The organism is Sphingopyxis sp., from assembly GCF_016793825.1.
Lineage (GTDB): Bacteria > Pseudomonadota > Alphaproteobacteria > Sphingomonadales > Sphingomonadaceae > Sphingopyxis.
In genome coordinates this window covers 127,450-146,691 of the sequence record NZ_JAEULM010000030.1, presented here as the reverse complement: position 1 = coordinate 146,691, position 19,242 = coordinate 127,450, and the positions used below count along the sequence as shown (strand labels likewise).

24 protein-coding genes are annotated in these 19,242 nt (G+C 64.1%); 4 read left to right on the top strand and 20 right to left on the bottom strand.

The features are described 5' to 3' along the window. Nucleotides 1–168: 168 nt before the first annotated feature. The 6 genes from JNM03_RS09400 to JNM03_RS09375 form a co-directional block, all read right to left on the bottom strand. Nucleotides 169–543 carry a DUF3617 domain-containing protein gene (locus tag JNM03_RS09400; protein ID WP_367235739.1) on the bottom strand — a complete coding sequence of 125 codons (375 nt, stop codon included), beginning with the start codon at nucleotides 541–543 and terminating at the stop codon, nucleotides 169–171. Between the two features lie 181 nt (nucleotides 544–724). Continuing rightward, nucleotides 725–1,639 carry an Hsp33 family molecular chaperone HslO gene (locus tag JNM03_RS09395; protein WP_294036190.1) on the bottom strand — a complete coding sequence of 305 codons (915 nt, stop codon included), beginning with the start codon at nucleotides 1,637–1,639 and terminating at the stop codon, nucleotides 725–727. Next, nucleotides 1,636–2,562: an ornithine carbamoyltransferase gene (gene argF / locus JNM03_RS09390; protein WP_294036248.1), complete on the bottom strand. Its 927-nt coding sequence runs from the start codon at nucleotides 2,560–2,562 to the stop codon at nucleotides 1,636–1,638. Before argF ends, JNM03_RS09395 begins: the two co-directional genes overlap by 4 nt. Next, nucleotides 2,559–3,746: an aspartate aminotransferase family protein gene (locus tag JNM03_RS09385; RefSeq protein WP_294036189.1), complete on the bottom strand. Its 1,188-nt coding sequence runs from the start codon at nucleotides 3,744–3,746 to the stop codon at nucleotides 2,559–2,561. The genes argF and JNM03_RS09385 overlap by 4 nt, the downstream gene beginning before the upstream one ends. Before the next feature lie 110 nt (nucleotides 3,747–3,856). Beyond that, complete coding sequence (locus tag JNM03_RS09380; protein WP_294036188.1) at nucleotides 3,857–4,843, bottom strand: LLM class flavin-dependent oxidoreductase; 987 nt, start codon at nucleotides 4,841–4,843, stop codon at nucleotides 3,857–3,859. A 92-nt stretch (nucleotides 4,844–4,935) separates the two neighbouring features. Continuing rightward, nucleotides 4,936–5,388, bottom strand: coding sequence for an Lrp/AsnC family transcriptional regulator (locus tag JNM03_RS09375; RefSeq protein WP_294036187.1), 453 nt, complete (start codon nucleotides 5,386–5,388; stop codon nucleotides 4,936–4,938). Between the two features lie 73 nt (nucleotides 5,389–5,461). Here JNM03_RS09375 and JNM03_RS09370 point away from each other — a divergent pair, with 73 nt between their 5' ends. Together JNM03_RS09370 and JNM03_RS09365 are read left to right on the top strand one after the other, a co-directional pair. Continuing rightward, nucleotides 5,462–6,052 carry a LysE family translocator gene (locus JNM03_RS09370; RefSeq protein ID WP_294036186.1) on the top strand — a complete coding sequence of 197 codons (591 nt, stop codon included), beginning with the start codon at nucleotides 5,462–5,464 and terminating at the stop codon, nucleotides 6,050–6,052. 73 nt (nucleotides 6,053–6,125) lie between these two features. Continuing rightward, on the top strand, nucleotides 6,126–7,142 hold the full coding sequence (locus JNM03_RS09365; RefSeq protein WP_294036185.1) for an aldo/keto reductase: 1,017 nt from the start codon (nucleotides 6,126–6,128) through the stop codon (nucleotides 7,140–7,142). On the opposite strand, the gene JNM03_RS09360 is transcribed toward JNM03_RS09365, so the two are convergent. The 3 genes from JNM03_RS09360 to JNM03_RS09350 all read right to left on the bottom strand — a co-directional run bounded on the left by JNM03_RS09360 (nucleotide 7,139) and on the right by JNM03_RS09350 (nucleotide 10,530). Then, complete coding sequence (locus tag JNM03_RS09360; RefSeq protein ID WP_294036184.1) at nucleotides 7,139–8,662, bottom strand: long-chain fatty acid--CoA ligase; 1,524 nt, start codon at nucleotides 8,660–8,662, stop codon at nucleotides 7,139–7,141. The two genes, JNM03_RS09365 and JNM03_RS09360, sit on opposite strands and share 4 nt — an antisense overlap. A 133-nt stretch (nucleotides 8,663–8,795) precedes the next feature. Further along, nucleotides 8,796–9,665 (bottom strand): dienelactone hydrolase family protein, encoded by an 870-nt coding sequence (locus tag JNM03_RS09355; protein WP_294036183.1) that lies wholly within the window; start codon nucleotides 9,663–9,665, stop codon nucleotides 8,796–8,798. 205 nt (nucleotides 9,666–9,870) lie between these two features. After that, nucleotides 9,871–10,530: an HAD family phosphatase gene (locus tag JNM03_RS09350; RefSeq protein WP_294036182.1), complete on the bottom strand. Its 660-nt coding sequence runs from the start codon at nucleotides 10,528–10,530 to the stop codon at nucleotides 9,871–9,873. Nucleotides 10,531–10,587: 57 nt separating this feature from the next. On the opposite strand from JNM03_RS09350, the gene JNM03_RS09345 reads away from it, so the two are divergent. Further along, nucleotides 10,588–10,776 carry a hypothetical protein gene (locus tag JNM03_RS09345; RefSeq protein WP_294036181.1) on the top strand — a complete coding sequence of 63 codons (189 nt, stop codon included), beginning with the start codon at nucleotides 10,588–10,590 and terminating at the stop codon, nucleotides 10,774–10,776. Nucleotides 10,777–10,787: 11 nt separating this feature from the next. Here the strand turns inward: JNM03_RS09345 and JNM03_RS09340 are convergent, their stop codons facing one another. The 7 genes from JNM03_RS09340 to glmU are packed head-to-tail and all read right to left on the bottom strand — an operon-like array spanning nucleotide 10,788 to nucleotide 15,877. Beyond that, nucleotides 10,788–11,201: an aldehyde-activating protein gene (locus JNM03_RS09340; RefSeq protein WP_294036180.1), complete on the bottom strand. Its 414-nt coding sequence runs from the start codon at nucleotides 11,199–11,201 to the stop codon at nucleotides 10,788–10,790. 54 nt (nucleotides 11,202–11,255) lie between these two features. Further along, nucleotides 11,256–11,753 (bottom strand): STM3941 family protein, encoded by a 498-nt coding sequence (locus JNM03_RS09335; RefSeq protein WP_294036179.1) that lies wholly within the window; start codon nucleotides 11,751–11,753, stop codon nucleotides 11,256–11,258. Continuing rightward, the gene (glmS, locus tag JNM03_RS09330; protein ID WP_294036178.1) at nucleotides 11,750–13,573 is read right to left on the bottom strand and encodes a glutamine--fructose-6-phosphate transaminase (isomerizing); all 1,824 of its coding nucleotides are present in this window, start codon (nucleotides 13,571–13,573) and stop codon (nucleotides 11,750–11,752) included. Before glmS ends, JNM03_RS09335 begins: the two co-directional genes overlap by 4 nt. A gap of 17 nt (nucleotides 13,574–13,590) precedes the next feature. After that, entirely contained in the window at nucleotides 13,591–13,959 is a 369-nt protein-coding gene (locus JNM03_RS09325) for a PIN domain-containing protein (RefSeq protein ID WP_294036177.1), read from the bottom strand. After that, nucleotides 13,956–14,180 carry a CopG family transcriptional regulator gene (locus JNM03_RS09320; protein ID WP_294036176.1) on the bottom strand — a complete coding sequence of 75 codons (225 nt, stop codon included), beginning with the start codon at nucleotides 14,178–14,180 and terminating at the stop codon, nucleotides 13,956–13,958. The genes JNM03_RS09325 and JNM03_RS09320 overlap by 4 nt, the downstream gene beginning before the upstream one ends. 30 nt (nucleotides 14,181–14,210) lie before the next feature. Continuing rightward, the gene (locus JNM03_RS09315) at nucleotides 14,211–14,525 is read right to left on the bottom strand and encodes a hypothetical protein (protein WP_294036175.1); all 315 of its coding nucleotides are present in this window, start codon (nucleotides 14,523–14,525) and stop codon (nucleotides 14,211–14,213) included. Continuing rightward, entirely contained in the window at nucleotides 14,522–15,877 is a 1,356-nt protein-coding gene (gene glmU, locus JNM03_RS09310) for a bifunctional UDP-N-acetylglucosamine diphosphorylase/glucosamine-1-phosphate N-acetyltransferase GlmU (protein ID WP_294036174.1), read from the bottom strand. The genes JNM03_RS09315 and glmU overlap by 4 nt, the downstream gene beginning before the upstream one ends. A gap of 60 nt (nucleotides 15,878–15,937) precedes the next feature. Between glmU and JNM03_RS09305 the strand changes: the two genes are divergently transcribed. After that, nucleotides 15,938–16,600, top strand: coding sequence for an HAD-IA family hydrolase (locus tag JNM03_RS09305; RefSeq protein ID WP_294036173.1), 663 nt, complete (start codon nucleotides 15,938–15,940; stop codon nucleotides 16,598–16,600). Here the strand turns inward: JNM03_RS09305 and JNM03_RS09300 are convergent. From JNM03_RS09300 to JNM03_RS09285, 4 genes are read right to left on the bottom strand one after another with little or no spacing between them, the layout of a single operon-like run. After that, nucleotides 16,597–17,598, bottom strand: a complete 1,002-nt coding sequence (locus JNM03_RS09300; RefSeq protein WP_367235742.1) for a nucleotidyltransferase family protein — start codon at nucleotides 17,596–17,598, stop codon at nucleotides 16,597–16,599. The two genes, JNM03_RS09305 and JNM03_RS09300, sit on opposite strands and share 4 nt — an antisense overlap. Nucleotides 17,599–17,603: 5 nt before the next feature. Beyond that, complete coding sequence (locus JNM03_RS09295) at nucleotides 17,604–18,470, bottom strand: HprK-related kinase A (protein ID WP_294036171.1); 867 nt, start codon at nucleotides 18,468–18,470, stop codon at nucleotides 17,604–17,606. Then, the gene (locus JNM03_RS09290) at nucleotides 18,467–18,748 is read right to left on the bottom strand and encodes an HPr-rel-A system PqqD family peptide chaperone (RefSeq protein WP_294036170.1); all 282 of its coding nucleotides are present in this window, start codon (nucleotides 18,746–18,748) and stop codon (nucleotides 18,467–18,469) included. Before JNM03_RS09290 ends, JNM03_RS09295 begins: the two co-directional genes overlap by 4 nt. Next, nucleotides 18,741–19,187 carry a MarR family transcriptional regulator gene (locus tag JNM03_RS09285; protein ID WP_294036169.1) on the bottom strand — a complete coding sequence of 149 codons (447 nt, stop codon included), beginning with the start codon at nucleotides 19,185–19,187 and terminating at the stop codon, nucleotides 18,741–18,743. The genes JNM03_RS09290 and JNM03_RS09285 overlap by 8 nt, the downstream gene beginning before the upstream one ends. Nucleotides 19,188–19,242: the final 55 nt, after the last annotated feature.

The following is a 19,242-nucleotide window of genomic DNA, read 5'->3' as shown; positions in this document are numbered from 1 at the left end:
CGGCGCCAGATAGTCCTGTGCCAGCGGACGCGCAAGGGCCGCCCCGCCTCCAAAGAAACGGGCCGTGCGGCGGTTGCTGCACGGCCCAGTTCGGCATGAAAGCCGTTAGGGAGGGACACACATCGGTGCGTCGTGATCCCCGTCTAACAGAGCGTGGTAAACAAAGAATTAGGAGCAGGCGCCCGCGCGCCGGGCTTCGATCGCCTGCGAAAAGGGACGCCCCTCGGCGATGCCCTGCGTATCGATCTGAACCAGGCGATTTGTCTCGCTGCGGATCGTCGTACGGCCATGGCCGGCGCCGGGACAGGTATAGTGGACCGTCACCGAACCCGGCGTGTCCTCGATGATATAGCGCGAGCAATTGGCACGCGGATGCTGGATCTGGATCATGCGGCGCGCATCGCCGAGGCAGACGGTCTGCAGCACGGCATCCTTGCCACGTTCGCGAAGCTGCCAGCTTCCCTTTTCAAGACGATCGAGCATCGCAAGCGACGGCGTTTGCGCCGGCACGGCCCCCGCGCCGGCCAGACCGAGCGCGAGCAAAGAGCATCGCATAAGGGGAGAAAAGATCGCCATTTCACCTTCCATCTGGCTGCCCCGCGCCCGGGCAAAAAAGCGACCCCATTCCTTGTTAGCTAGCAACCCGGCGGGGCGATTTCAACTGTTCGGCGCGCATGAGGCTCGCTTCGTCGGCGAAAACGGCCGGTAATCGGCGCCCCTGCGCTCAGCCGTGCGCCGCGATTTCGGCAAGCGGGATCGGAAAAATCCGCGAACAAAAGGCGCAATCGACCTGCACGAGGCCCGCATCGTCGGCCATCTCCCGCCGCTCGCTTTCCGGAAACTTCGACAGGACCCCGGCAAAATAATCGACGCTGCACCGACAGCCTCGCGACAGCATCACACCCGGCTCGGCGCGGACTTCATCCTCATGGAACAGGCGCCAGGCCAGCGTCTCCAGCGACGTCGCCGGATCGGTGAGCTCATCGTCCCGCAGGGTCGTCGCGATCGTCCGCGCATGTTCCCATTCCGGATGATCGTGGCGAACATGCAGGCGGTCGCGCCCGACCTCACCCTCGGGCAGGTGCTGAAGCAGCATTCCACCCGCAACGCAGCCGGCCTCGGCATCATGCCGCGCCGACAGGCGGATGAGGCTCGGTATCTGTTCGGACTGTTCGAAATAATGTTCGGCTGCGTCGCCGATCGACGTGCCTTCCAGCGGGACGATTCCCTGATACCGCTCGCTGGTTGCGGTCTGATCGAAGGTGATCGCAAGAAAGCCCTCGCCGAACAGTGCAAACAGCGTGGGATCGGGGCCCACCTCAACCAGCCGCTCGGCATCGAACTTCAGGTAGCCGCGCAATTCGCCGCCGCGATAATCGCAGACGAGCAGTTCCACCGGTCCGCCGCCGGTCTGGGCCTGCAGCGTCAACTGCCCCTGTTCGTCCTTCAGCGTCGAACCGAGCAGGACGGTCAGAACCAGAGCTTCCGCCAACAGCTTTTCGGCAACGGGTGGATAATTATGCGCGGCGATGATCCTGTTCAACGCCGGCCCCAGACGAACCATGCGCCCCCGGACGTGACGTTCGGCGATCGTGAACAACAGGTTCTGGTCGAACCAGGTTTCCTTCGGGTCGCTCATAATTTGCCAAGCGCCCACAGCAGCACCGATTTCTGGGCATGAATGCGGTTTTCGGCTTCGTCCCAGACGCGCGACCGCGCGCCGTCGATGACGGCATCGACAACTTCCTCCCCGCGGTGCGCGGGCAGGCAGTGCAGGAACAGCGCATCGCTCTTCGCGCCGCCCATCAACCGCTCATCAACCTGATAGGGTGCCATGGCGGCGAGCTTGTTGTGCGCATGGTCCTGTCCCATCGACACCCATGTGTCGGTGACGACCAGGTCTGCACCGGCAACCGCTTCGCGCGCATCGCGAAGGATGTCGATGCGCGCACCCTTCGCTCGGGCAGCCTCGACAAAGCGGGCATCGGGTTCATAGCCTTGCGGAACGCCCGCGCGGATATTGAAACCGAAGAGGCCAGCCGCCTCGATCAACGACGCAAGCACGTTGTTGCCGTCGCCCAGCCATGCAAGTTCCAGCCCCGGCAACGCCTTTCCGCTCTCCACGATCGTCAGCAGATCGGCGACGATCTGGCACGGATGCGACAGGTCGGTCAGCCCGTTGATCACCGGTACGCCGGCATATTCCGCGAGCTCTTCGGCCTTTTCGTGATGATCGGTCCGGATCATGATCGCGTCCGCGTATCGCGACAGGACACGCGCCGTGTCCGCAATCGTCTCCCCGCGGCCGAGCTGCGTCGTTCCGGCGTCGAGAATCATCGGCACGCCGCCAAGCTGGCGGATCGCGATGTCGAACGACGCGCGGGTGCGTGTCGAGTTCTTCTCGAACACCATGGCCAGCACATGATCGGCCAGCGGCTTGTCGGCGTCGGGCCTGGCTTTCGGCCAGCCGACCCGCGCAGCCTTTCGATCGATCGCGTCGGCAAGCATCGCCGCGACCGCATCCCCGCCCGCGTCGGACAGGTTCAGGAAATGCCGCATCAGGTTTCGGGCGGCGTATAGCTCGCCGCTCCGGCCGACAATCTCTCGATGCACTCGTCGATATGGGTCTGCTCGATATTGAGCGGCGGCAGAATGCGTACGACATTGTCGCCCGCCGCCACCGTCAGAAGACCATGATTGTCGCGCAGATGCGCCACGAAAGCGCGGCTGTCGGACTTCAGCTTGATACCGAGCATCAGGCCCATCCCGCGGGTGCCCTCAAACAAATGATCATGGTTCGGGATAAGCTGCTCCAGCGCGCCGCGAAGCCGCTCGCCCGTCGCCTTGACCTGATCCATGAAGCCATCTTCAAGCACCACATCCAGCACGGCCTGACCGGCCGCCATCGCCAGCGGATTGCCGCCATAGGTCGACCCGTGCGTGCCGATCACCATGCCGCGCGCGGCCTTTTCCGTCGCAAGGCAGGCACCCATGGGGAATCCGCCACCGATGCCCTTGGCGCTGGCCAGAATGTCGGGCTCCACCCCATATTGTTCATAGGCATAGAGCGAGCCGGTCCGCGCGACGCCGCACTGGACCTCGTCAAAGACCAGAACAAGATCGCGCTCGTTGCAGATGTCGCGAAGACCCTGCAGGAAAGGCTGCGATGCGGGACGGATACCGCCCTCGCCCTGCACCGGTTCGACAAGGAAGCCGGCGGTATTGTCGTCGACCAGATCCAGCGCGGCGTTCAGATCGTCGAACGGCGCATAGTCGAAACCGGGAAGCAACGGATCGAAACCCTTGCGCAGCTTCTCCTGATTGGTTGCCGAAATCGTCCCCAGGGTGCGGCCGTGGAACGCATTATTGAACGTGATCAGATTATGCTTCTGGGGGTTCCCGCCACTCGAATGATAGGCGCGCGCGGTCTTGATCGCGCACTCCACCGCCTCGGCACCCGAATTGGTGAAGAAAACCGTGTCGGCAAAGCTGTTGTCGACGAGCCGCTGCGCCAGCGCTTCGCCCTGCGGACTGCCATACAGGTTCGACACATGCATCAACGTCGCGGCCTGATCCTGAATGGCCTTGGTCAGATGCGGGTGTCCGTGACCCAGCAGGTTGACCGCGATGCCGCTCGCGAAGTCCAGATATCGCTCGCCTCGCTCGCCGATCAGATAGGCACCCTCGCCGCGCACCGGACGCACACCGCACCGGGGGTAAACGGGCATCAGTGGCGTGATCGACATATCGGGCACCTTTCCAAAAGGACAAAAAGTAAAAAGGCGACCCAGCGCGGGCCGCCCTTGGTCGCGCGGTCCCTATACTGCCGCCCCCGGAGCCGCGTCAACACGGCGGATCAGAGCGATTTTGCCGCCTGCATTGCGAGTGCGACCGAATGCTTGCGGGCGGCGGCATCGTACATCGACGAAGCGACGATGATCTCGTCGACGCCCGTACGCGCCTGAAACCCCTTCAGTCCGACCGCAATATCATCGACCGTGCCGACGGCCGAACATTGCAGCACATGATCGAGGATCGCGCGCGCGTTCGGCGGCAGGCTGTCTTTATAGCCCGCCAGCGGCGGCTTCATCTTGCCGGGATTGCCGGTGCGCAGCGCCACGAACGCCTGCTGCTGCGAAGACGCCAGCAACTCGGCCTCCTCGCGCGTATCGGCCGCAAAGACGTTGAAGGCCGCAGCGGCATAGGGTTCGGCCAACTGTTCCGACGGCTTGAACTGCCGGCGATAGACGTCGAGCGCTTCGTCCAGCGCGTCGGGCGCGAAGTGACTGGCGAACGCATAAGGAAGTCCGAGCATCGCGGCGAGCTGCGCGCCGAACAGGCTCGATCCCAGGATCCAGAGCGGCACGTTCGTCCCCTCACCCGGCACCGCCCGAATACCAAGCCGATCGTCGCCGGCCAGGAACGCACGCAGTTCGACGACGTCCTGCGGGAACTGCCGCTCGTCGCTCGCCAGATTTCGGCGCAGCGCGCGCGCCACGACGCCATCCGATCCCGGCGCGCGGCCGAGCCCCAGATCAATGCGGCCGGGGAAGAGCGCCTCGAGCGTGCCAAACTGCTCCGCGATCACCATCGGTGCATGGTTGGGCAGCATGATGCCCCCGGCGCCGATACGAATGGTGGATGTCGCCTGCCCGATGTGGGCCAGCACGACCGCGGTCGCCGCGCTCGCGATTCCGGCCATGCCATGATGCTCGGCCACCCAATAACGCTCATAGCCGAGAGCTTCGGCATGACGCGCCAGATCGGCTGCATTGGCGAGCGATTGTCCGATCGTGCCGGTGTCGGTGACGGGTACGAGGTCAAGGAAAGATAGTTTCACCATGAAACCCATATGCGTCCCTGCGGTCGCCGGTTCAAGCGGCGGCCGTCATTGCGGCGTGTTCATGGCCCAGACCCCACACGAATGCGGCGCGATCAGGCGCGTTCATCTTTCGGCGAATCCATCAGCACATAGGTCGTAATCGAGTGAACCTGGGGCAGCACACCGAGTATTTCGGTGTGGAAGTGCTTGTACGACGCGAGGTTCTCGGTCTCGACGCGCAACAGATATTCGATCGTCCCGGTAATGTTGTGGCATTCTCGAACTTCGGGTGCGACGGCCATTGCCGCTTCGAAATCGGCCTGCGATTGCTTCGTGTGCGAAGACAGGCCAACGGTAACATAGGCGACGAAGGTCAACCCCCGCTTCGCCGGATCGATGACCGCGCGATAGCCCTTGATCACGCCGCTGCGCTCCAGTTCCTGAACACGGCGCAGACACGCCGACGGAGACAGGCCGACACGCTCGGCAAGCTCGAGGTTCGAGATTCGCCCATCGCGGGACAATTCGTGCAATATCTTGCGGCCAATGGCGTCAATCTTGGTCATATATTGTGCAATCTATTCCATAACAGGCCAACTTTGCAACCTGTTACACCCCAGGAAGCATTATATTGCGCACATGGAACAAACCGCTCTTGCCGCGCTCTCCGCCTTTGCTGTCGTCACATCGATCACGCCGGGACCGAACAACATGATGCTGATGGCGTCGGGCGCGAACTTCGGCCTGCGCCGGACGGTTCCGCACGCGCTCGGCGTCGGGATCGGCTTCACCTTGATGATCGTCCTCGTCGGCGTCGGGCTGATGGAATTATTCACTCTGTTCCCTGTCCTCAACATCGCTCTCAAGGTCGTCAGCGTTGTCTATATGCTGTGGCTGGCGTGGAAGATCGCCAATGCTGCCGCGCCGAGCGATGACGGCAATCCGGGCGGCAAACCCATGAGCTTTTTTCAGGCGGTGCTATTCCAATGGGTCAACCCGAAGGCATGGTCGATGGCGCTGACCGCGATCGCACTTTATGCCCCCGATCGCAATTTCGCCGCAGTTTTGCTGGTCGCCGCGATCTTTGGCGTCATCAACCTTCCGTCGACCAGCCTGTGGGCCGTGATGGGATTGTCGCTGCGCGGCTGGTTGTCGAGCCCGCAGCGGTTGCGCCTGTTCAACTGGACGATGGCGGTGCTGCTCGTCGGATCGCTCGCCCTGCTCATCTGATCCGATTGCAAGGTTGCCGAATGCAACCTAAAGGCGGCACACATATCGTCGTCCGATCGGGAGAAGAACCGTCATGCAAAGCCGCCGGCTCGGGAAAAGCGCCATCCATGTTTCCGACATCTGCATGGGGACGATGACCTTCGGCAGCCAGACCGACGAAACCGAGGCCCTTCGTATTCTCGACCGCTGCTTCGACGAAGGCATCGACTTCTATGATACGGCGGAAGGCTATCCGGTGCCGCCCGACATCAAGTGGGTCGGCCGCACCGAAGAGATCGTCGGGCGCTGGATGAAGACGAAGAACCGCGACGCGATCATCCTTGCCACCAAAGTGTCGGGACCGAGCCATGTCTGGTTCAAGTCGCCTTGCCGTGGCGGCACGACCGCGCTCGATCGCCACCATATCCGCACCGCGATAGACGCCAGCCTGACGCGCCTGCAAACCGACTATGTCGATCTTTATCAGACGCACTGGCCCGATCATGATGCGCCTTATGACGAGATCATGGATGTGCTCGACGACCTCGTCCGCGAAGGCAAGGTGCGCATCCTTGGCTGTTCGAACGAAACGAGCTGGGGTTTGATGAAATCGATCGCGGCATCCGAACGGATCGGCGCGGCGCGTTACCATACGATCCAGAACAATTTCAGCCTCAACAACCGCCGGTTCGAGGATGAGCTGGCGCAAGTGTGCCGACATGAAGGCGTCAGCCTCATTCCCTATTCGCCGCTCGCCGGCGGCGTGTTGTCGGGGAAATATCAGGACGGCGCCCGGCCCGACGGCGCACGCTTCTCTCGCTATCTCGGCATGGAAGGGCGGCAGGCGGCGATGGGACGCCGCTTCGTCAACGACAAGAGCCTCGCCGCGACCGAACGCTATCTTCAGATCGCCGAGGAGGCGGGGCTGCATCCGGTGACGATGGCGACCGCCTGGTCGAAACAGCACGACTTCGTCGCCTCGACGATTGTCGGCGTCAGCGCCTATGATCAGGTCGATCCGATCCTCGCCGCCAAGGAACTGGTGCTGAGCGACGATGTGATGAAAGCGCTCAACAAGGTAGGCAAGGACATCCTCTACCCGATGGGCTAGCCGAACCGCTCGCGCAGCTCGAACTTCAGCACTTTGCCCGTCGCGTTGCGCGGCAGCGCGTCGACGAGTTCCAGCCGAACGGGATGCTTGAAACGCGCCAGCCGGTCGCCGCAATGCGCCCGGATCTCTTCGATCGTCACGCTTGCCCCGGGACGCGGAACGACGACCGCGCAGCCGCATTCGCCCCATTTGGGATCGGCCAGCCCGATCACCGCCACTTCGTGAATCGCCGCCATCTCGTACAGCGCGTTTTCGACTTCGGCCGGATACACATTTTCGCCGCCGGTGATGTACATGTCCTTCACCCGGTCCTCGATATAGAAATAGCCGTCCTCATCCTGTCGACCGACATCGCCCGATCGGAACCAGCCGTCGACGAAACTTGCCGCGTCGGCATCGGGGCGGTTCCAGTAGCCGGGCGTGATGTTGAGCCCGCGCATCCAGATTTCACCCAGTTCGCCGACCGCCGCGTCGGTACCGTCGCCGCGTACGATTCTGGCCTGGCAATGGCGCACCGGTTTGCCGGCAGCGCCGATCTTGCCGGGAATGTCCCGCGCCTCGAGCATCAGCGCAGCCGCGCAGGTTTCCGTCATCCCATAGCCTTCGCGGATCGACACGCCGCGGGCGAACCAGGTCCGCAGCAGGCTTTCAGGGACGCTCTCGGCCCCGCAGCTCATCGTCTGGGTTCGCGAGAAATCGGTAGTCGCGAAGTCGGGATGCGCCTGCATGGCGTTGTACATCGCCGGTACGCCGAGGAAGTGGGTGACGCCGAGATCGGGGTCGCCGAACAGGCGCAACATCGCGCCGGGATCGAACGCCCGCACCACGACGACCGTGCCGCCAAAACCAAAGCTGATCGTCGTGTAGGCGACGAGGCCGCCGATATGGAACAGCGGCAGCGCGACGAGCCCCACCATCCGGTTCGACGCATTCGAGATGCCGCCCGACCCCGCATTGATGAACATGAATTGCGCGTGGTTGAACTTCACGCCCTTGGGCGTCCCGGTCGTCCCCGACGAGTACATGATCATGCTGAGGTCCGACCCCAGCAGGGATGCCTGCCGATAGACCGGCGCTGCCCCGGTGATCGCCGCCTCCAGTTCGCCGCCCTTCCCGGCCGGGTCCATGCCGATCCAGTGCGCGACCTCGGTCTTTTCCTTCAACGCCGGAATGACCGCGGCGAGATCGGTGTCGTGAAACACCGCGCTAGCCCCGCTGTCGTTGACCATGAAAGCCAGCTCATGCGCCGTCAGCCGGAAGTTGAGCATCGTCAGCACCGCACCGATCCGCCAACAGGCGAACATGATGTCGAGCATGTCGCTGCTGTTCATCGACAGCAGGCCGACGCGATCGCCTTTGCCTACCCCGATCGACTGCATATGGCCCGCGATCCGCGCCACACGCTCATGCATTTCGGCGTAGCTGTGCCGCCGCCCGCTGTGGATATCGATCGTCGCGACCTTGTCCGGAAAGCGCTGCGCATTTTCCGCGATCCAGTCGTACACCAGCATGTCGTCCATCGTTTCTCTCCCACGGCAAATGTACGGTTTCCGGGGAGGAAAGCGAGTCCCAACAATCGTCAATCCGGCGAAGGTCGGCTCCCTCTTGCAGAGAGGGCATATCCCGGCCTTCGACGGCGTGACGCAGGGGCGGTTACAGGCTGGCCTTGAACAGTTCGAGCATGCGGCCCCATGCCTTTTCGGCGGCGGCCTCATTATAGGCGCGGCCATCGGGCGGACACCAACCGTGCATCGCGCCCTTGTACACCTCGACCTCGTGCCACTGCTTGCGCGGCGTCAGCACGGCGTTGAGCCGGTTCTTCTCTTCGGGATCCTGCTGATCGTCGTTGTCGGCGATGGCGAACAGATAGCCCGCCTGCGTTCCCGGAATCAGCAGATGCGGGCTGTCGGGCTTGTCGCTGCCCACGCCGCCGCCGTGAAAGCTGGCCGCCGCCCCGACGCGGTCGGGTTTCAGCGCCGCGGTGTAGATCGTCATCGCCCCGCCCATGCAATAGCCGGTGGTGCCCAGCTTGCGCCGCGCATCGACTTCCTTCTGCGCATCGAGAAACCCAAGGTGCGCCGTCGCGTCGGTCGTCACCAGCGTCTTGTTCAATTGCTTCAGGTAACCGAATAATTTGTCGCGGATCGCCGGATCGCTGAAATCGTTCGCGGCGTCGACGACCGGCGACGCCTGCCAGCGATAGAAGGGGTTCACGGTGAGCACCGCATAACCCTCACCGGCCAGTCGGTCGGCCATCTGGCGAAAGGCGGGACGCAGCCCCCGGATATCGGGCCACACGAGCACGCCGGGATGCCGTCCCGTTGCGGGCGCGACGAAATAGGCATCGGCGGTGCCATCGGCGGTCTTGATCTCGACATCGCGGCCCTTCACCGGCCCGGCGGCCCCTGCCGATACGGGCAGCATCGCAGCCAGCGCACCCACGCCGACGATCGTGCCGAAGCTCCGCCGGTTTACGGCCAGCCCCGCGCGATCGAGGTCGGCTTCGGTTATGTCATTGCACATCAGTCTCTCCTGTCGAACCCCCTCGATATGGTCCGGAAGGTCGATGCTGCCGTCGGGAACGATTCGCGAAAAGGTGCAGAAAACTGCGCAACTTTACTCGCAATTCGCATATCGTCGGCCAATCGCCACCCGCACAGCTAAGCACGGCGCGGTATAATAGGAAAGGCCCGCCCTTCCCGTCACGAAAAGCGGCAAGGGTGGAAGTTCAAGCGTCGAGCGAAATCTCGTCATAGCCGAGCGCGACATGGTGGACGCCGATGCCGCGCAGGATTTCGCCGTGAACCGTTCGGTCGAGGATGTGGCTGGCACCGCAAAATCCGATGACCGTCATGCCCGCGGCAAGCGCGGATTGTGCGCCCGTCGGCGAATCCTCGATCGCGAGACACGCGGCCGGATCGACCCCGAGACCCTTTGCGGCAGCGAGATAGATGTCGGGATGCGGCTTGCCGCGGTCCCACCCGTCGGCGCTATAGATATGATCGCCGAAGTGATGGCGAAGCCCGAACAGGCCGAGCGTCCAGTCGATATATTCGGCCCGGCTTGACGAGGCGATCGCGCGCGGCGTCGCCCCCAGCATATCGAGAAACGCCGGCGCGCCGGGAACGGCATCGAATCCTTCCATGAAACGCGCCCGGGCACGGACACGGTGCGTCTGGCGGAAATCGACGGGAAGCGGACGGCCGAAGCGCGCTTCGATCCGCCGCTGCGTTTCCTGCCAATTATGTCCGTAATAGTCGCGCAGGCACTCGTCGTAACTCGTCGGCATACCGACCGCGGTCAGACTTTCTGCGAGCGACTGGTTCGCGCGAACTTCGCTGTCGGCGATGACGCCATCGAAGTCGAAGATGATCGCCGAAAAACTCATGCGAACCCCATTTGTTCATATTTCCGGCCTAGAGTTTCGCGATCAGGAGACATCGGCATGCGTTTCATCAAGTTAAATTCCCGCGGCGGCAACTATCTGCTCGTCGCCGAAAATGTCGCCTGGCTTCGCGACTATGAAAACGACCAGACCCAGGTCGGCATGGTCGGCGGCGCGCCGCTGCTGGTGGCCGGAAAGATCGAAGACATCGCCGCGTCCATTCTCGCCCAGGCCAATGCGCCGGAATAACCCCCGGAACTTCAGGGCATGATCTGCGCGTCGCGCGCATAGCCCCACGCCCCCTCGCCCGACCAATGACGCCCGTCCGGAAAGCTCAGCTTCAATCCGCTGAGCCGGTCGGGAGCGAACAACCGCATGTTCACCCCCATCAGATCGACCGTACCGCCCATCCGTTCGATCAGACCCGCGGTGGCCGACCAGTGGGTCGTGCAGCCGCAGGTCGGGCAGAAATGCAGGTCCGAATTGGGGTTTGCTCGATCGGCGCGATTATAGGTCCGCGTCACACCCTCGATCGCTACATCGCGCGGCGAATAATAGGCCCAGAGGATGCCGTGCGAGAAGCAGAGCGAGCAATTGCACTCGGCAATGTCTTCAGGCGCCTTGGTGAGGCGAACCGAGACGGCGCCGCAGTGGCAGTGGGTTTCCCAGTTCACTGGATTCTCCCGGAAACGACGAAGGAAATGATCGGTCGGAATGCCGTACCCATATCAGGTGGCGCGCCGATAATAAGCGATGGCGGCCATCGCGTCGGCGAACTTGCCGTCGGTACCGGTCAGGCTGATCGGAATATCGCCCCCCGTCAGCGCACGATTGGCGGCGGAAACCTTGCCGAGCAGCTTGGTCGAGGGGAACCGATCCGGTCGGCGCAGGTGAAGGATGATCGTTTTCTGGCGCTGATACTCCCAGATCGTGACATCTGTGATCTCCGACCAGGGAACGGTCTGGTCCGACCAGGATTTGAAATAGATACCATTACCCGAAATGCGGATGATCTCCGCCGCATCGAACATGCGCCGGACGATGACCAGCAGACAAGCCCCGAAGAACACCACGCCGATCCAGCCGATCCATTCGGCGCCCGGCCGCAGCGGCGGACCGAACGTTCCGGCAAGAAGCAAACCCGCGAACACGAACCCGACCGCGGCAAGCGCCAGCAACGCCATCCGCCACAGCGAATAACGCGCAACGAAAGCCCGTCCCGTCACTCCACCGTCACCGACTTCGCCAGATTACGCGGCTGGTCGACGTCGGTCCCCTTCGCGACCGCGGCATGATAGGCCAAGAGCTGCACCGGCACCGCGTACACCAGCGGCGCGATCAGCGGGTGGACCTTGGGCATTTCGATCGTCGCCATGCAGCCGTCGCCGGCTTCGGCCAGACCCTCGGCATCGCTGATCAGCACGACCTTGCCGCCGCGCGCCATCACTTCCTGCATGTTGCTGACGGTCTTTTCGAACAAGGGTCCGCTGGGCGCGAGGACGATGACGGGGACCGCTTCGTCGATCAGCGCGATCGGGCCATGCTTCATCTCGCCCGAGGCATAGCCTTCGGCGTGGATGTAGGAGATTTCCTTGAGCTTCAGCGCGCCTTCCAGAGCCAGCGGATAGTCGGGGCCGCGGCCGAGGTAGAGCACGTCGCGCGCGGGGGCGACCAGATGCGCCATCTTCGCAATCTCCTCGTCATACGCGAGCGCGGCGTTCAATGCGGCAGGCGCCTCGATGAGATGCCGGACGATTTCGCGTTCGTCGGCCTCGCCAAGCTTGCCCTTCCGGAGCGCGAGATGCGCGGCCAGCGCCGCGAGCACCGCGAGCTGGCAGGTGAAGGCCTTGGTCGAGGCGACGCCGATCTCCGGCCCCGCGTGAGTCGGGAGCAGCAGATCGGCCTCGCGCGCCATGCTGCTGGTCGGCACGTTGACGACGACCGCGATCGTCTGCCCGTTCGCCTTGCAATGACGGAGCGCCGCGAGCGTGTCGGCGGTCTCGCCCGACTGCGAAATGAACAGCGCGAGCCCGCCCGGCTGGAGCACCGGGTCGCGGTAACGGAATTCCGACGCGACATCGATGTCGACGGGGACGCGCGCGAAGGTCTCGAACCAGTATTTGGCGACCATTCCGGCGTAGAAGCTGGTGCCGCAAGCGACGATGGTAATGCGCTCGACCTTCGACAGGTCGAAGTCCATCTGCGGCAGCGCCACCGTCTGTTCGAGCGGGCGGATATAGGAGGAGAGCGTCTGCGCGACGACGGTCGGCTGCTCGAAAATCTCCTTCTGCATGAAATGGCGGTAATTGCCCTTCTCGACGGCGGCGGCGGTGACGCCCGACGTCGTGATTTCGCGCGTTACCGGATTGTTCGCCGCGTCATAGATCTGCGCCCCGTCGCGGGTGATGACGACCCAGTCGCCCTCGTCGAGATAGGAAATCTTCTGCGTCAGCGGCGCGAGTGCGAGCGCGTCCGAGCCAAGGTAGGTCTCTCCTTCGCCATAACCCACCACGAGCGGTGAACCGAGCCGCGCACCGATGAGAAGATCGGGGTGCTGGCGAAAGGCGATCGCCAGCGCGAAGGCGCCGCGAAGCTCAGGCAGCACCGCCTTGACGGCTTCCTCGGGCGACTTGCCGGCCTCGACCTGTTCGGAGACGAGGTGCGCGACGACTTCGGTATCGGTTTCGCTCTCGAACTTGCGGCCGCGTGCGGTCAGCTCTTCGCGCAGCGGTTTGAAATTCTCGATGATGCCGTTGTGGACGAGCGCGATTTCGCCCGTCGCATGGGGGTGCGCATTGCTGGTCGTCGGCGCGCCGTGGGTCGCCCAGCGCGTGTGGGCGATGCCGACGGTGCCGGGCGCGGGGTTGCCCGCCAGTTCCTTGACCAGATTATTGAGCTTGCCCTCGGCACGGCGGCGGATGAGCTGCCCGCCTTCGACCGTACAGACGCCCGCCGAATCATAGCCGCGATATTCCATGCGTCGAAGCCCGTCGACGAGACGGTCTGCCACCTGGGCTGTACCGATGATTCCGATAATTCCGCACATGGGAGCTGGGCTTTCTGTCAGAGCGTATAGGGAATGCGAATACCCGGCATCGATGCCGGAAACACCTTGATATTGCGTGTAACGAGGATGCGGCCGCTGATCTGCGCGGTCGCCAGTACGAAAGCATCGGCCAGGGTCAAGCCCTTGCGCTCGGCGCGCAACGCGGCGGCGCGGCGCGCGACCGCGTCGCCGATTTCCTCGACCTGAAAACAGCCGAGGAAAGCCTCGACCGCCTTTACCGTCCGCGGGTCGGCGGCCGACATGACCTCCGTCCAGCTAACGCGGCTGATGCTCTTGCGCCCCGCACGGCGAATCTCGCCGCGCGCGGCCTCGACGCCGTTGAGTGCGTCGATCAATATGTCGCTGTCGAACTGCGCGTCGATCATTCGCGCTTGCCCCGCAGGCGGCGCTGATATTTCAGGCCGTCGCCGATGTCGTCGCGCTCTTTCCAGATACCGAACGCATTGTCGACCGCGTCACCCAAAGCGTCGGCACGATACGCCGCCACCGCGCGGCGCACCAGTTCGGCGCGCGACACGCCCTGCTCGACGGCAAGCGCGTCGAGCCATTCGACGTCGGTATCGGGAAGGTCGGCAAGGAAGCGCATGCGACTCTGATATCATATCATGATATCAAATCAAGTGCGTCCGAAATTGCGATCGACGAACGTCATCGCGAACTGCACCGGATCGGCGGGGCGCCCATTGCCAGCTTCGAACCGAACCTTTCCCTCTTCCCAGATCTTGCGGATTTGGGCGGGCAATTCGGGCGCGAATTTCATCTGCTTTTCGACCATCGCGGTCCAGTTGCCGGCAAGGCCCAGGCTTTGACGCAGGGTAGGCTCCATCGCGACGCAATAGGCGCGCGTAGCATCGTCGAGATGGCCGATCGCGTTCAGGACCCACGCATCGACATAGCGCAGGAAGGGCTTGTCGTCGTAGCGGTCGCTCATGCTTTCTTCTCCGCCGCCTTCTTCTTGCGCATCGCGTCGTGGAAGCGGTCGGCCCAGCCGGGCTTCACAGACTGTTCGGCGCGAACGAGGCGAAGCTCGCCGTCCATCACATCCGCGGTCACCGTGCTGCCCGCGCCGACGATCGCATCGCGGCCGATCTTCACCGGGGCGACCAGTGCGCTGTTCGACCCGATGAAGGCATTCTCGCCGATTTCGGTCTTGTATTTGAAATAGCCATCGTAATTGCAGGTGATCGTCCCCGCGCCGATGTTCGCGCCCGCGCCGACGCTGACATCGCCCAGATAGGTCAGGTGGCTAGCCTTGGCGCCCTTGCCGAGCACCGCCTTCTTGGTTTCGACGAAATTGCCGATCTTCGCTTTCTCGCCCAGCACGGTGCCGGGGCGCAGCCGCGCGAAGGGGCCGACGTCGCATCCCTCGCCGATTATCGCACCTTCGATATGGCAGTTGGCGCGGATCGTCACCTTGTCGGCGACCGTCACGCCGGGACCGAAAAAGACGTTCGGTTCGACCGTCACGTCGCGGCCGAGTTCGGTATCCCACGAAAACCAGACGGTATCGGGTGCACGCAGCGAGGCGCCGCCCGCCATCGCCTCCTCGCGCTTGAACGCCTGCCACTGCGCCTCCGCTTGCGCGAGTTCGGCACGGCTGTTGATGCCGGCAACGTCATCGGGATCGGTTTTCACGACCGCGCAGGACCGGCCGTCGGCGTTGGCAATGTTGACGATATCGACGAGATAATATTCCTTCGCCGCATTGTCGTCGGTCACACGCGCGAGCAGCGCGAACAGGTCGCGCGCCTTCGCCGCCATCAACCCCGAATTGCAAAGCCGCACCGCGCGTTCGGCTTCGGTCGCATCCTTGTGCTCGACCATCTTCACGACGCGGTCGCCATCCGTAATGACGCGGCCATATTGCAGCGGATCGGCAGGCTCGAACGCGAGCACGACGACCGCGGGCGCGTCGGGGGCGCCAAGCCGTTCGATCATCGCCTGCATCGTGGCGGTCGGCACGAAAGGCACGTCGCCATAAAGGATCAGCACGTCGCCATCGAAATCCGCCAGCGCGCCTTCGGCCTGCTGCACCGCATGACCCGTACCGAGTTGCGGTTCCTGCACCGCAAGCCCAGCGCTGCCGGCGAGCGCGGTTTCGATCTGGTCGGCCTTGTCACCGACGACGACGACCTTCTTCGCGGGGTTCAGCGCATCGACGCTCGCCATCAGGTGCAGCAGCATCGGCCGCCCGGCGATCGGATGCAGCACCTTGTGGAGGTCGGACTTCATGCGGGTGCCCTTGCCCGCGGCAAGGACGATGGCGGCGATCTTGTGGGTCATACCGCGCGCCATGCCAGCAAATCATTGCGGATTCCAGCACATCACGCCATGCGGGCCGATATGAACGATTTCCCTTTCCGTATCGTCGGTTTCGACCTCGACGGCACCCTCGTCGATACCGCCGCGGACCTGGCTGCCGCGGTCAACCACGCGCTTGCGCTGATCGACCGCGCGCCGCTCAGCGAAGCCGAGGTGCGGCCGATGATCGGGCTCGGCGCGAAACATATGCTCGAACAGGGGCTTCGCGCGACCGGCGGTGCGGAGGACGGCACCGTGGAGCGGCTCTATCCTGACCTGCTGCACTATTACGAAGCGCATATCGCCGTCCACAGCCGCCCGTTTCCGGGCCTGATCGCCACGCTCGACCAGCTCGACGCCCTTGGCGTGCGCACCGCGGTGGCCACCAACAAGGCCGAGGGCATGGCCCGAAAGCTGCTGGGTGAACTGGGGCTCGCGGACCGCATGGCCGCGATCATCGGCGGCGACACGCTGGCCATCCGCAAGCCGGCGGCCGAACCGATCCGCGCGATGATCGAACAGAGCGGGGGCGGACGCGCCGCATTCGTCGGCGACAGCATCTACGACGTCATGGCGGCCAGAAACGCCGGGGTACCGAGCGTCATCGTCGGCTTTGGATTTCTCGACCGCCCCGCCAGAGAGTTCGGCGCCGATCATGTCATCGACGATTATGGCGAACTCGTGCCGTTACTCGCGGCGCTCTAGCGCTTTCGCCACTTGGTCCAAAGATGCCGCGATAGCATGAGCGGCGGCATCCGAAGCCAGTGCGAGCGAATGTAAAACGCCTGATGCAGCGCAAATTGCGTTGGGCGTCCCCAATCGTCCCGCGCAAGCAGGCGGCGTATGAAGAGATCGTCCGACGGGACCGTCCGCTGGTCCAGCATCAGCGGCGTATCATACAGGCGGTGCGACAACCGAAGCGCGCGCTTCACGACATCGACGAGGCCGTGCAAAGCCGCCTGCTTAAAAAGCTGCGCCTGAAAACCGGTATCCCTGCCGGTGAATTCGGTCACCAGCAGATGGAAATCCCACAGGTTGCGCAAGCCGCCCTGAAGGTCGCCGTCGGCCAGCACGTGGGCGGCGCAGTGGCAGACCATGGCCGGCGGACTGAGCACGCGGAAGCCGGAGGAGGTCTGAACGGCCTCCGCCATCAGGACCAGCGGATCGGGCGTGACCCGGTGCGTCCGTGGCAGGATCGTGTGATGCACGTCGATCATCCGGTCGCGCGCCTTGTGGATCAGCGGCGGCAGCTCGTGCATATGCTCGCGGTAATAGGCGTCGTCATAGGGGTCAGGCTTCACCCACTCCCATCCGGCCTCCAGCAATTCATTCTCGGCCCGCCCGATATCGTGACCGAGGACGAGGATGTCGAGGTCACCGATCTGACGCCCTTCGGCGCAAGACAGGCCGGCGGCGGCATAGGCCGCACCCTTCAGCAGCACGAACTCGATCCGCTCGCTCGCCAGCGCGCGCCGCGCCATTTCGGCTTCCCACAGCGACTGGGTCCGCGCGACGGCCGCCGCTGCGCGCTGGTCGGCGAACAGCGTGGTGACCGACGGCGGCAAATCCGCACCGTCCAGCCTGTGCGCGAGCGTCGCGAGCATCGCCTCGGCGCGGGCCACCGACATCACGCCGTCCCACTCGCGCGGAGCCAGCGTCGCTGCCCCGCGCCGCCCCGCCAGCAAATCGACGAGGAGGCGCATCGCGCTCACCGGCGGGCCTCGGCGAAAAGCTGCTCAACCAGCGCCATGCCGGCGGCGCTGTCGGGATAGGAAATGCCGAAAGCCGGCGTTTCCCTCACCAGACGGGTCAGCGCCGCGAAGCCCGGTTCGCCCAGCGCGATATAGTTGGTCGATGCCTCGGTAAGCCGTACGAACGCCTCTCCTTCCCCCATCGGTTCGATCGCCGTTTCACCGCCAAAGCGCGGAAACAGCAGCAGCGCGGGGCGCACCGGTTCATGCATTGCGGCAACCGCGTCGGCGCGCGGGATCAGGTGGCGGATGTCCCCCTTCGGCGTTCCCGCGAGCAGCGGCCCAAGCCGCCCCGCATCGACGCGCGCCGCAATCTCGCCGATCGCCTCATTCTTCAGGCTGACCGCGCGCGGAAAGGCCAGCGCGTCGCCGGTCGCGGGATCGATCAGCGTGAATTCATCGCCCATCAGCCGCCAGTCGCCCTCGCCGAGCAGCGCCGCGAGCGTCGATTTGCCCGATCCCGATTCCCCCGACAGGATCACGGCACAGCCGTCCTTCGCGACGGCGCTCGCATGCAGCAGCATGTGCCGACGCCAGCCAAGCGCGACCTGCAAATTCATTCCCATCTCGGCCGCGAGCAGGCCCATCGACAGCGGCAGCGGCAGTGCGTCGGGAACGACGAAGTCGCCGCCGATATGAACCGAGGGCCGCAACCAGCGACGCCAGGGGCGCGCCGCGAAAAGGCGGACGGTGGCATCGGCGGGCCGTGCATCCTCGCCTGGATAGGCGGCATATAGTTTTTCGAGCGCCGCGATCGGCGCCCGCCAATCGCTGCCGATGCGGAACTGGACAGGGCCGACGGCGATTCGGGTGCTATGCCTCACACCTCCCCCACCAGGCCCAGCGCCGCCAGTTCGGCGAGCCGATCGGCGACAAGGACCGCAACGTCGCCCTCGCCGTCGAGATCGAAATCGGCGGCGAGTCGCCCGGCCAGCGACGACGCGCTGACCGCCTCGTTCCCCATCATCGCCAGAATCTCCGGCAGCGGTGAGATGACAAGATGCGTCTGCATCGAGCGGCGGTCGAAAACGGCGGTCAGTTCGCCCAGAGGCTCGATCCGCAGCGCATCGGGAGGCGCCGCGCGATAGACGCGATCAACCATAATCCTCCGCAGCGGACGTCAGTTTCGCCAGAATGGCAAGCAAGGTTTCGCGTTCGTGATCCGCGAGGTTCGATTCGAGCTGCGCCTCGCTGGCGAGGGCGGCGGGAACGATCGCATCGTACAGCGACCGCCCGGTTTCCGTCAGTTCGAGGTGGTGCGATCGCCCGTCGGCCTCGTGCGCCTGGCGGGCGATAAGCCGGCGTTCGGCGAGCGCCTTGGCCGCGCGATTGACCGTCACCTTGTCCATCCGCGTCGCCGCGACCAGTTCGCGCTGAGTCAGCGGCCTTCCTTCTCCCAACACCGCCATCAGGCGCCATTCGGGGATCTTGAGCCCGAACCGATTCTGATATTCGGCGGCGATCCGGCTCGACAACACGTTGGACGCGATCGACAGGCGATAGGGCAGGAAATTGTCGAGATTCAGTTTCTTCGCGGCCATTCCTTGATCTTCCCCCAACGCACCGTTTCCGGCGTACGTCATCCTATCGCGCTTT

Bases quoted from the DNA above. Each gene is read 5' to 3' on its own strand.
- JNM03_RS09350 (WP_294036182.1), bottom strand. From the start codon at position 10,530: ATGAGTTTTTCGGCGATCATCTTCGACTTCGATGGCGTCATCGCCGAC.
- glmS (WP_294036178.1), bottom strand. From the start codon at position 13,573: ATGTGCGGAATTATCGGAATCATCGGTACAGCCCAGGTGGCAGACCGT.
- JNM03_RS09380 (WP_294036188.1), bottom strand. From the start codon at position 4,843: ATGGTGAAACTATCTTTCCTTGACCTCGTACCCGTCACCGACACCGGC.
- JNM03_RS09305 (WP_294036173.1), top strand. From the start codon at position 15,938: ATGAACGATTTCCCTTTCCGTATCGTCGGTTTCGACCTCGACGGCACC.
- JNM03_RS09370 (WP_294036186.1), top strand. From the start codon at position 5,462: ATGGAACAAACCGCTCTTGCCGCGCTCTCCGCCTTTGCTGTCGTCACA.
- JNM03_RS09385 (WP_294036189.1), bottom strand. From the start codon at position 3,746: ATGTCGATCACGCCACTGATGCCCGTTTACCCCCGGTGCGGTGTGCGT.
- JNM03_RS09345 (WP_294036181.1), top strand. From the start codon at position 10,588: ATGCGTTTCATCAAGTTAAATTCCCGCGGCGGCAACTATCTGCTCGTC.
- JNM03_RS09285 (WP_294036169.1), bottom strand. From the start codon at position 19,187: ATGGCCGCGAAGAAACTGAATCTCGACAATTTCCTGCCCTATCGCCTG.
- JNM03_RS09375 (WP_294036187.1), bottom strand. From the start codon at position 5,388: ATGACCAAGATTGACGCCATTGGCCGCAAGATATTGCACGAATTGTCC.
- JNM03_RS09365 (WP_294036185.1), top strand. From the start codon at position 6,126: ATGCAAAGCCGCCGGCTCGGGAAAAGCGCCATCCATGTTTCCGACATC.
- JNM03_RS09300 (WP_367235742.1), bottom strand. From the start codon at position 17,598: ATGCGCCTCCTCGTCGATTTGCTGGCGGGGCGGCGCGGGGCAGCGACG.
- JNM03_RS09315 (WP_294036175.1), bottom strand. From the start codon at position 14,525: ATGAGCGACCGCTACGACGACAAGCCCTTCCTGCGCTATGTCGATGCG.
- JNM03_RS09395 (WP_294036190.1), bottom strand. From the start codon at position 1,639: ATGAGCGACCCGAAGGAAACCTGGTTCGACCAGAACCTGTTGTTCACG.
- JNM03_RS09360 (WP_294036184.1), bottom strand. From the start codon at position 8,662: ATGGACGACATGCTGGTGTACGACTGGATCGCGGAAAATGCGCAGCGC.
- JNM03_RS09355 (WP_294036183.1), bottom strand. From the start codon at position 9,665: ATGTGCAATGACATAACCGAAGCCGACCTCGATCGCGCGGGGCTGGCC.
- glmU (WP_294036174.1), bottom strand. From the start codon at position 15,877: ATGACCCACAAGATCGCCGCCATCGTCCTTGCCGCGGGCAAGGGCACC.
- JNM03_RS09290 (WP_294036170.1), bottom strand. From the start codon at position 18,748: ATGGTTGATCGCGTCTATCGCGCGGCGCCTCCCGATGCGCTGCGGATC.
- JNM03_RS09320 (WP_294036176.1), bottom strand. From the start codon at position 14,180: ATGCGCTTCCTTGCCGACCTTCCCGATACCGACGTCGAATGGCTCGAC.
- JNM03_RS09325 (WP_294036177.1), bottom strand. From the start codon at position 13,959: ATGATCGACGCGCAGTTCGACAGCGACATATTGATCGACGCACTCAAC.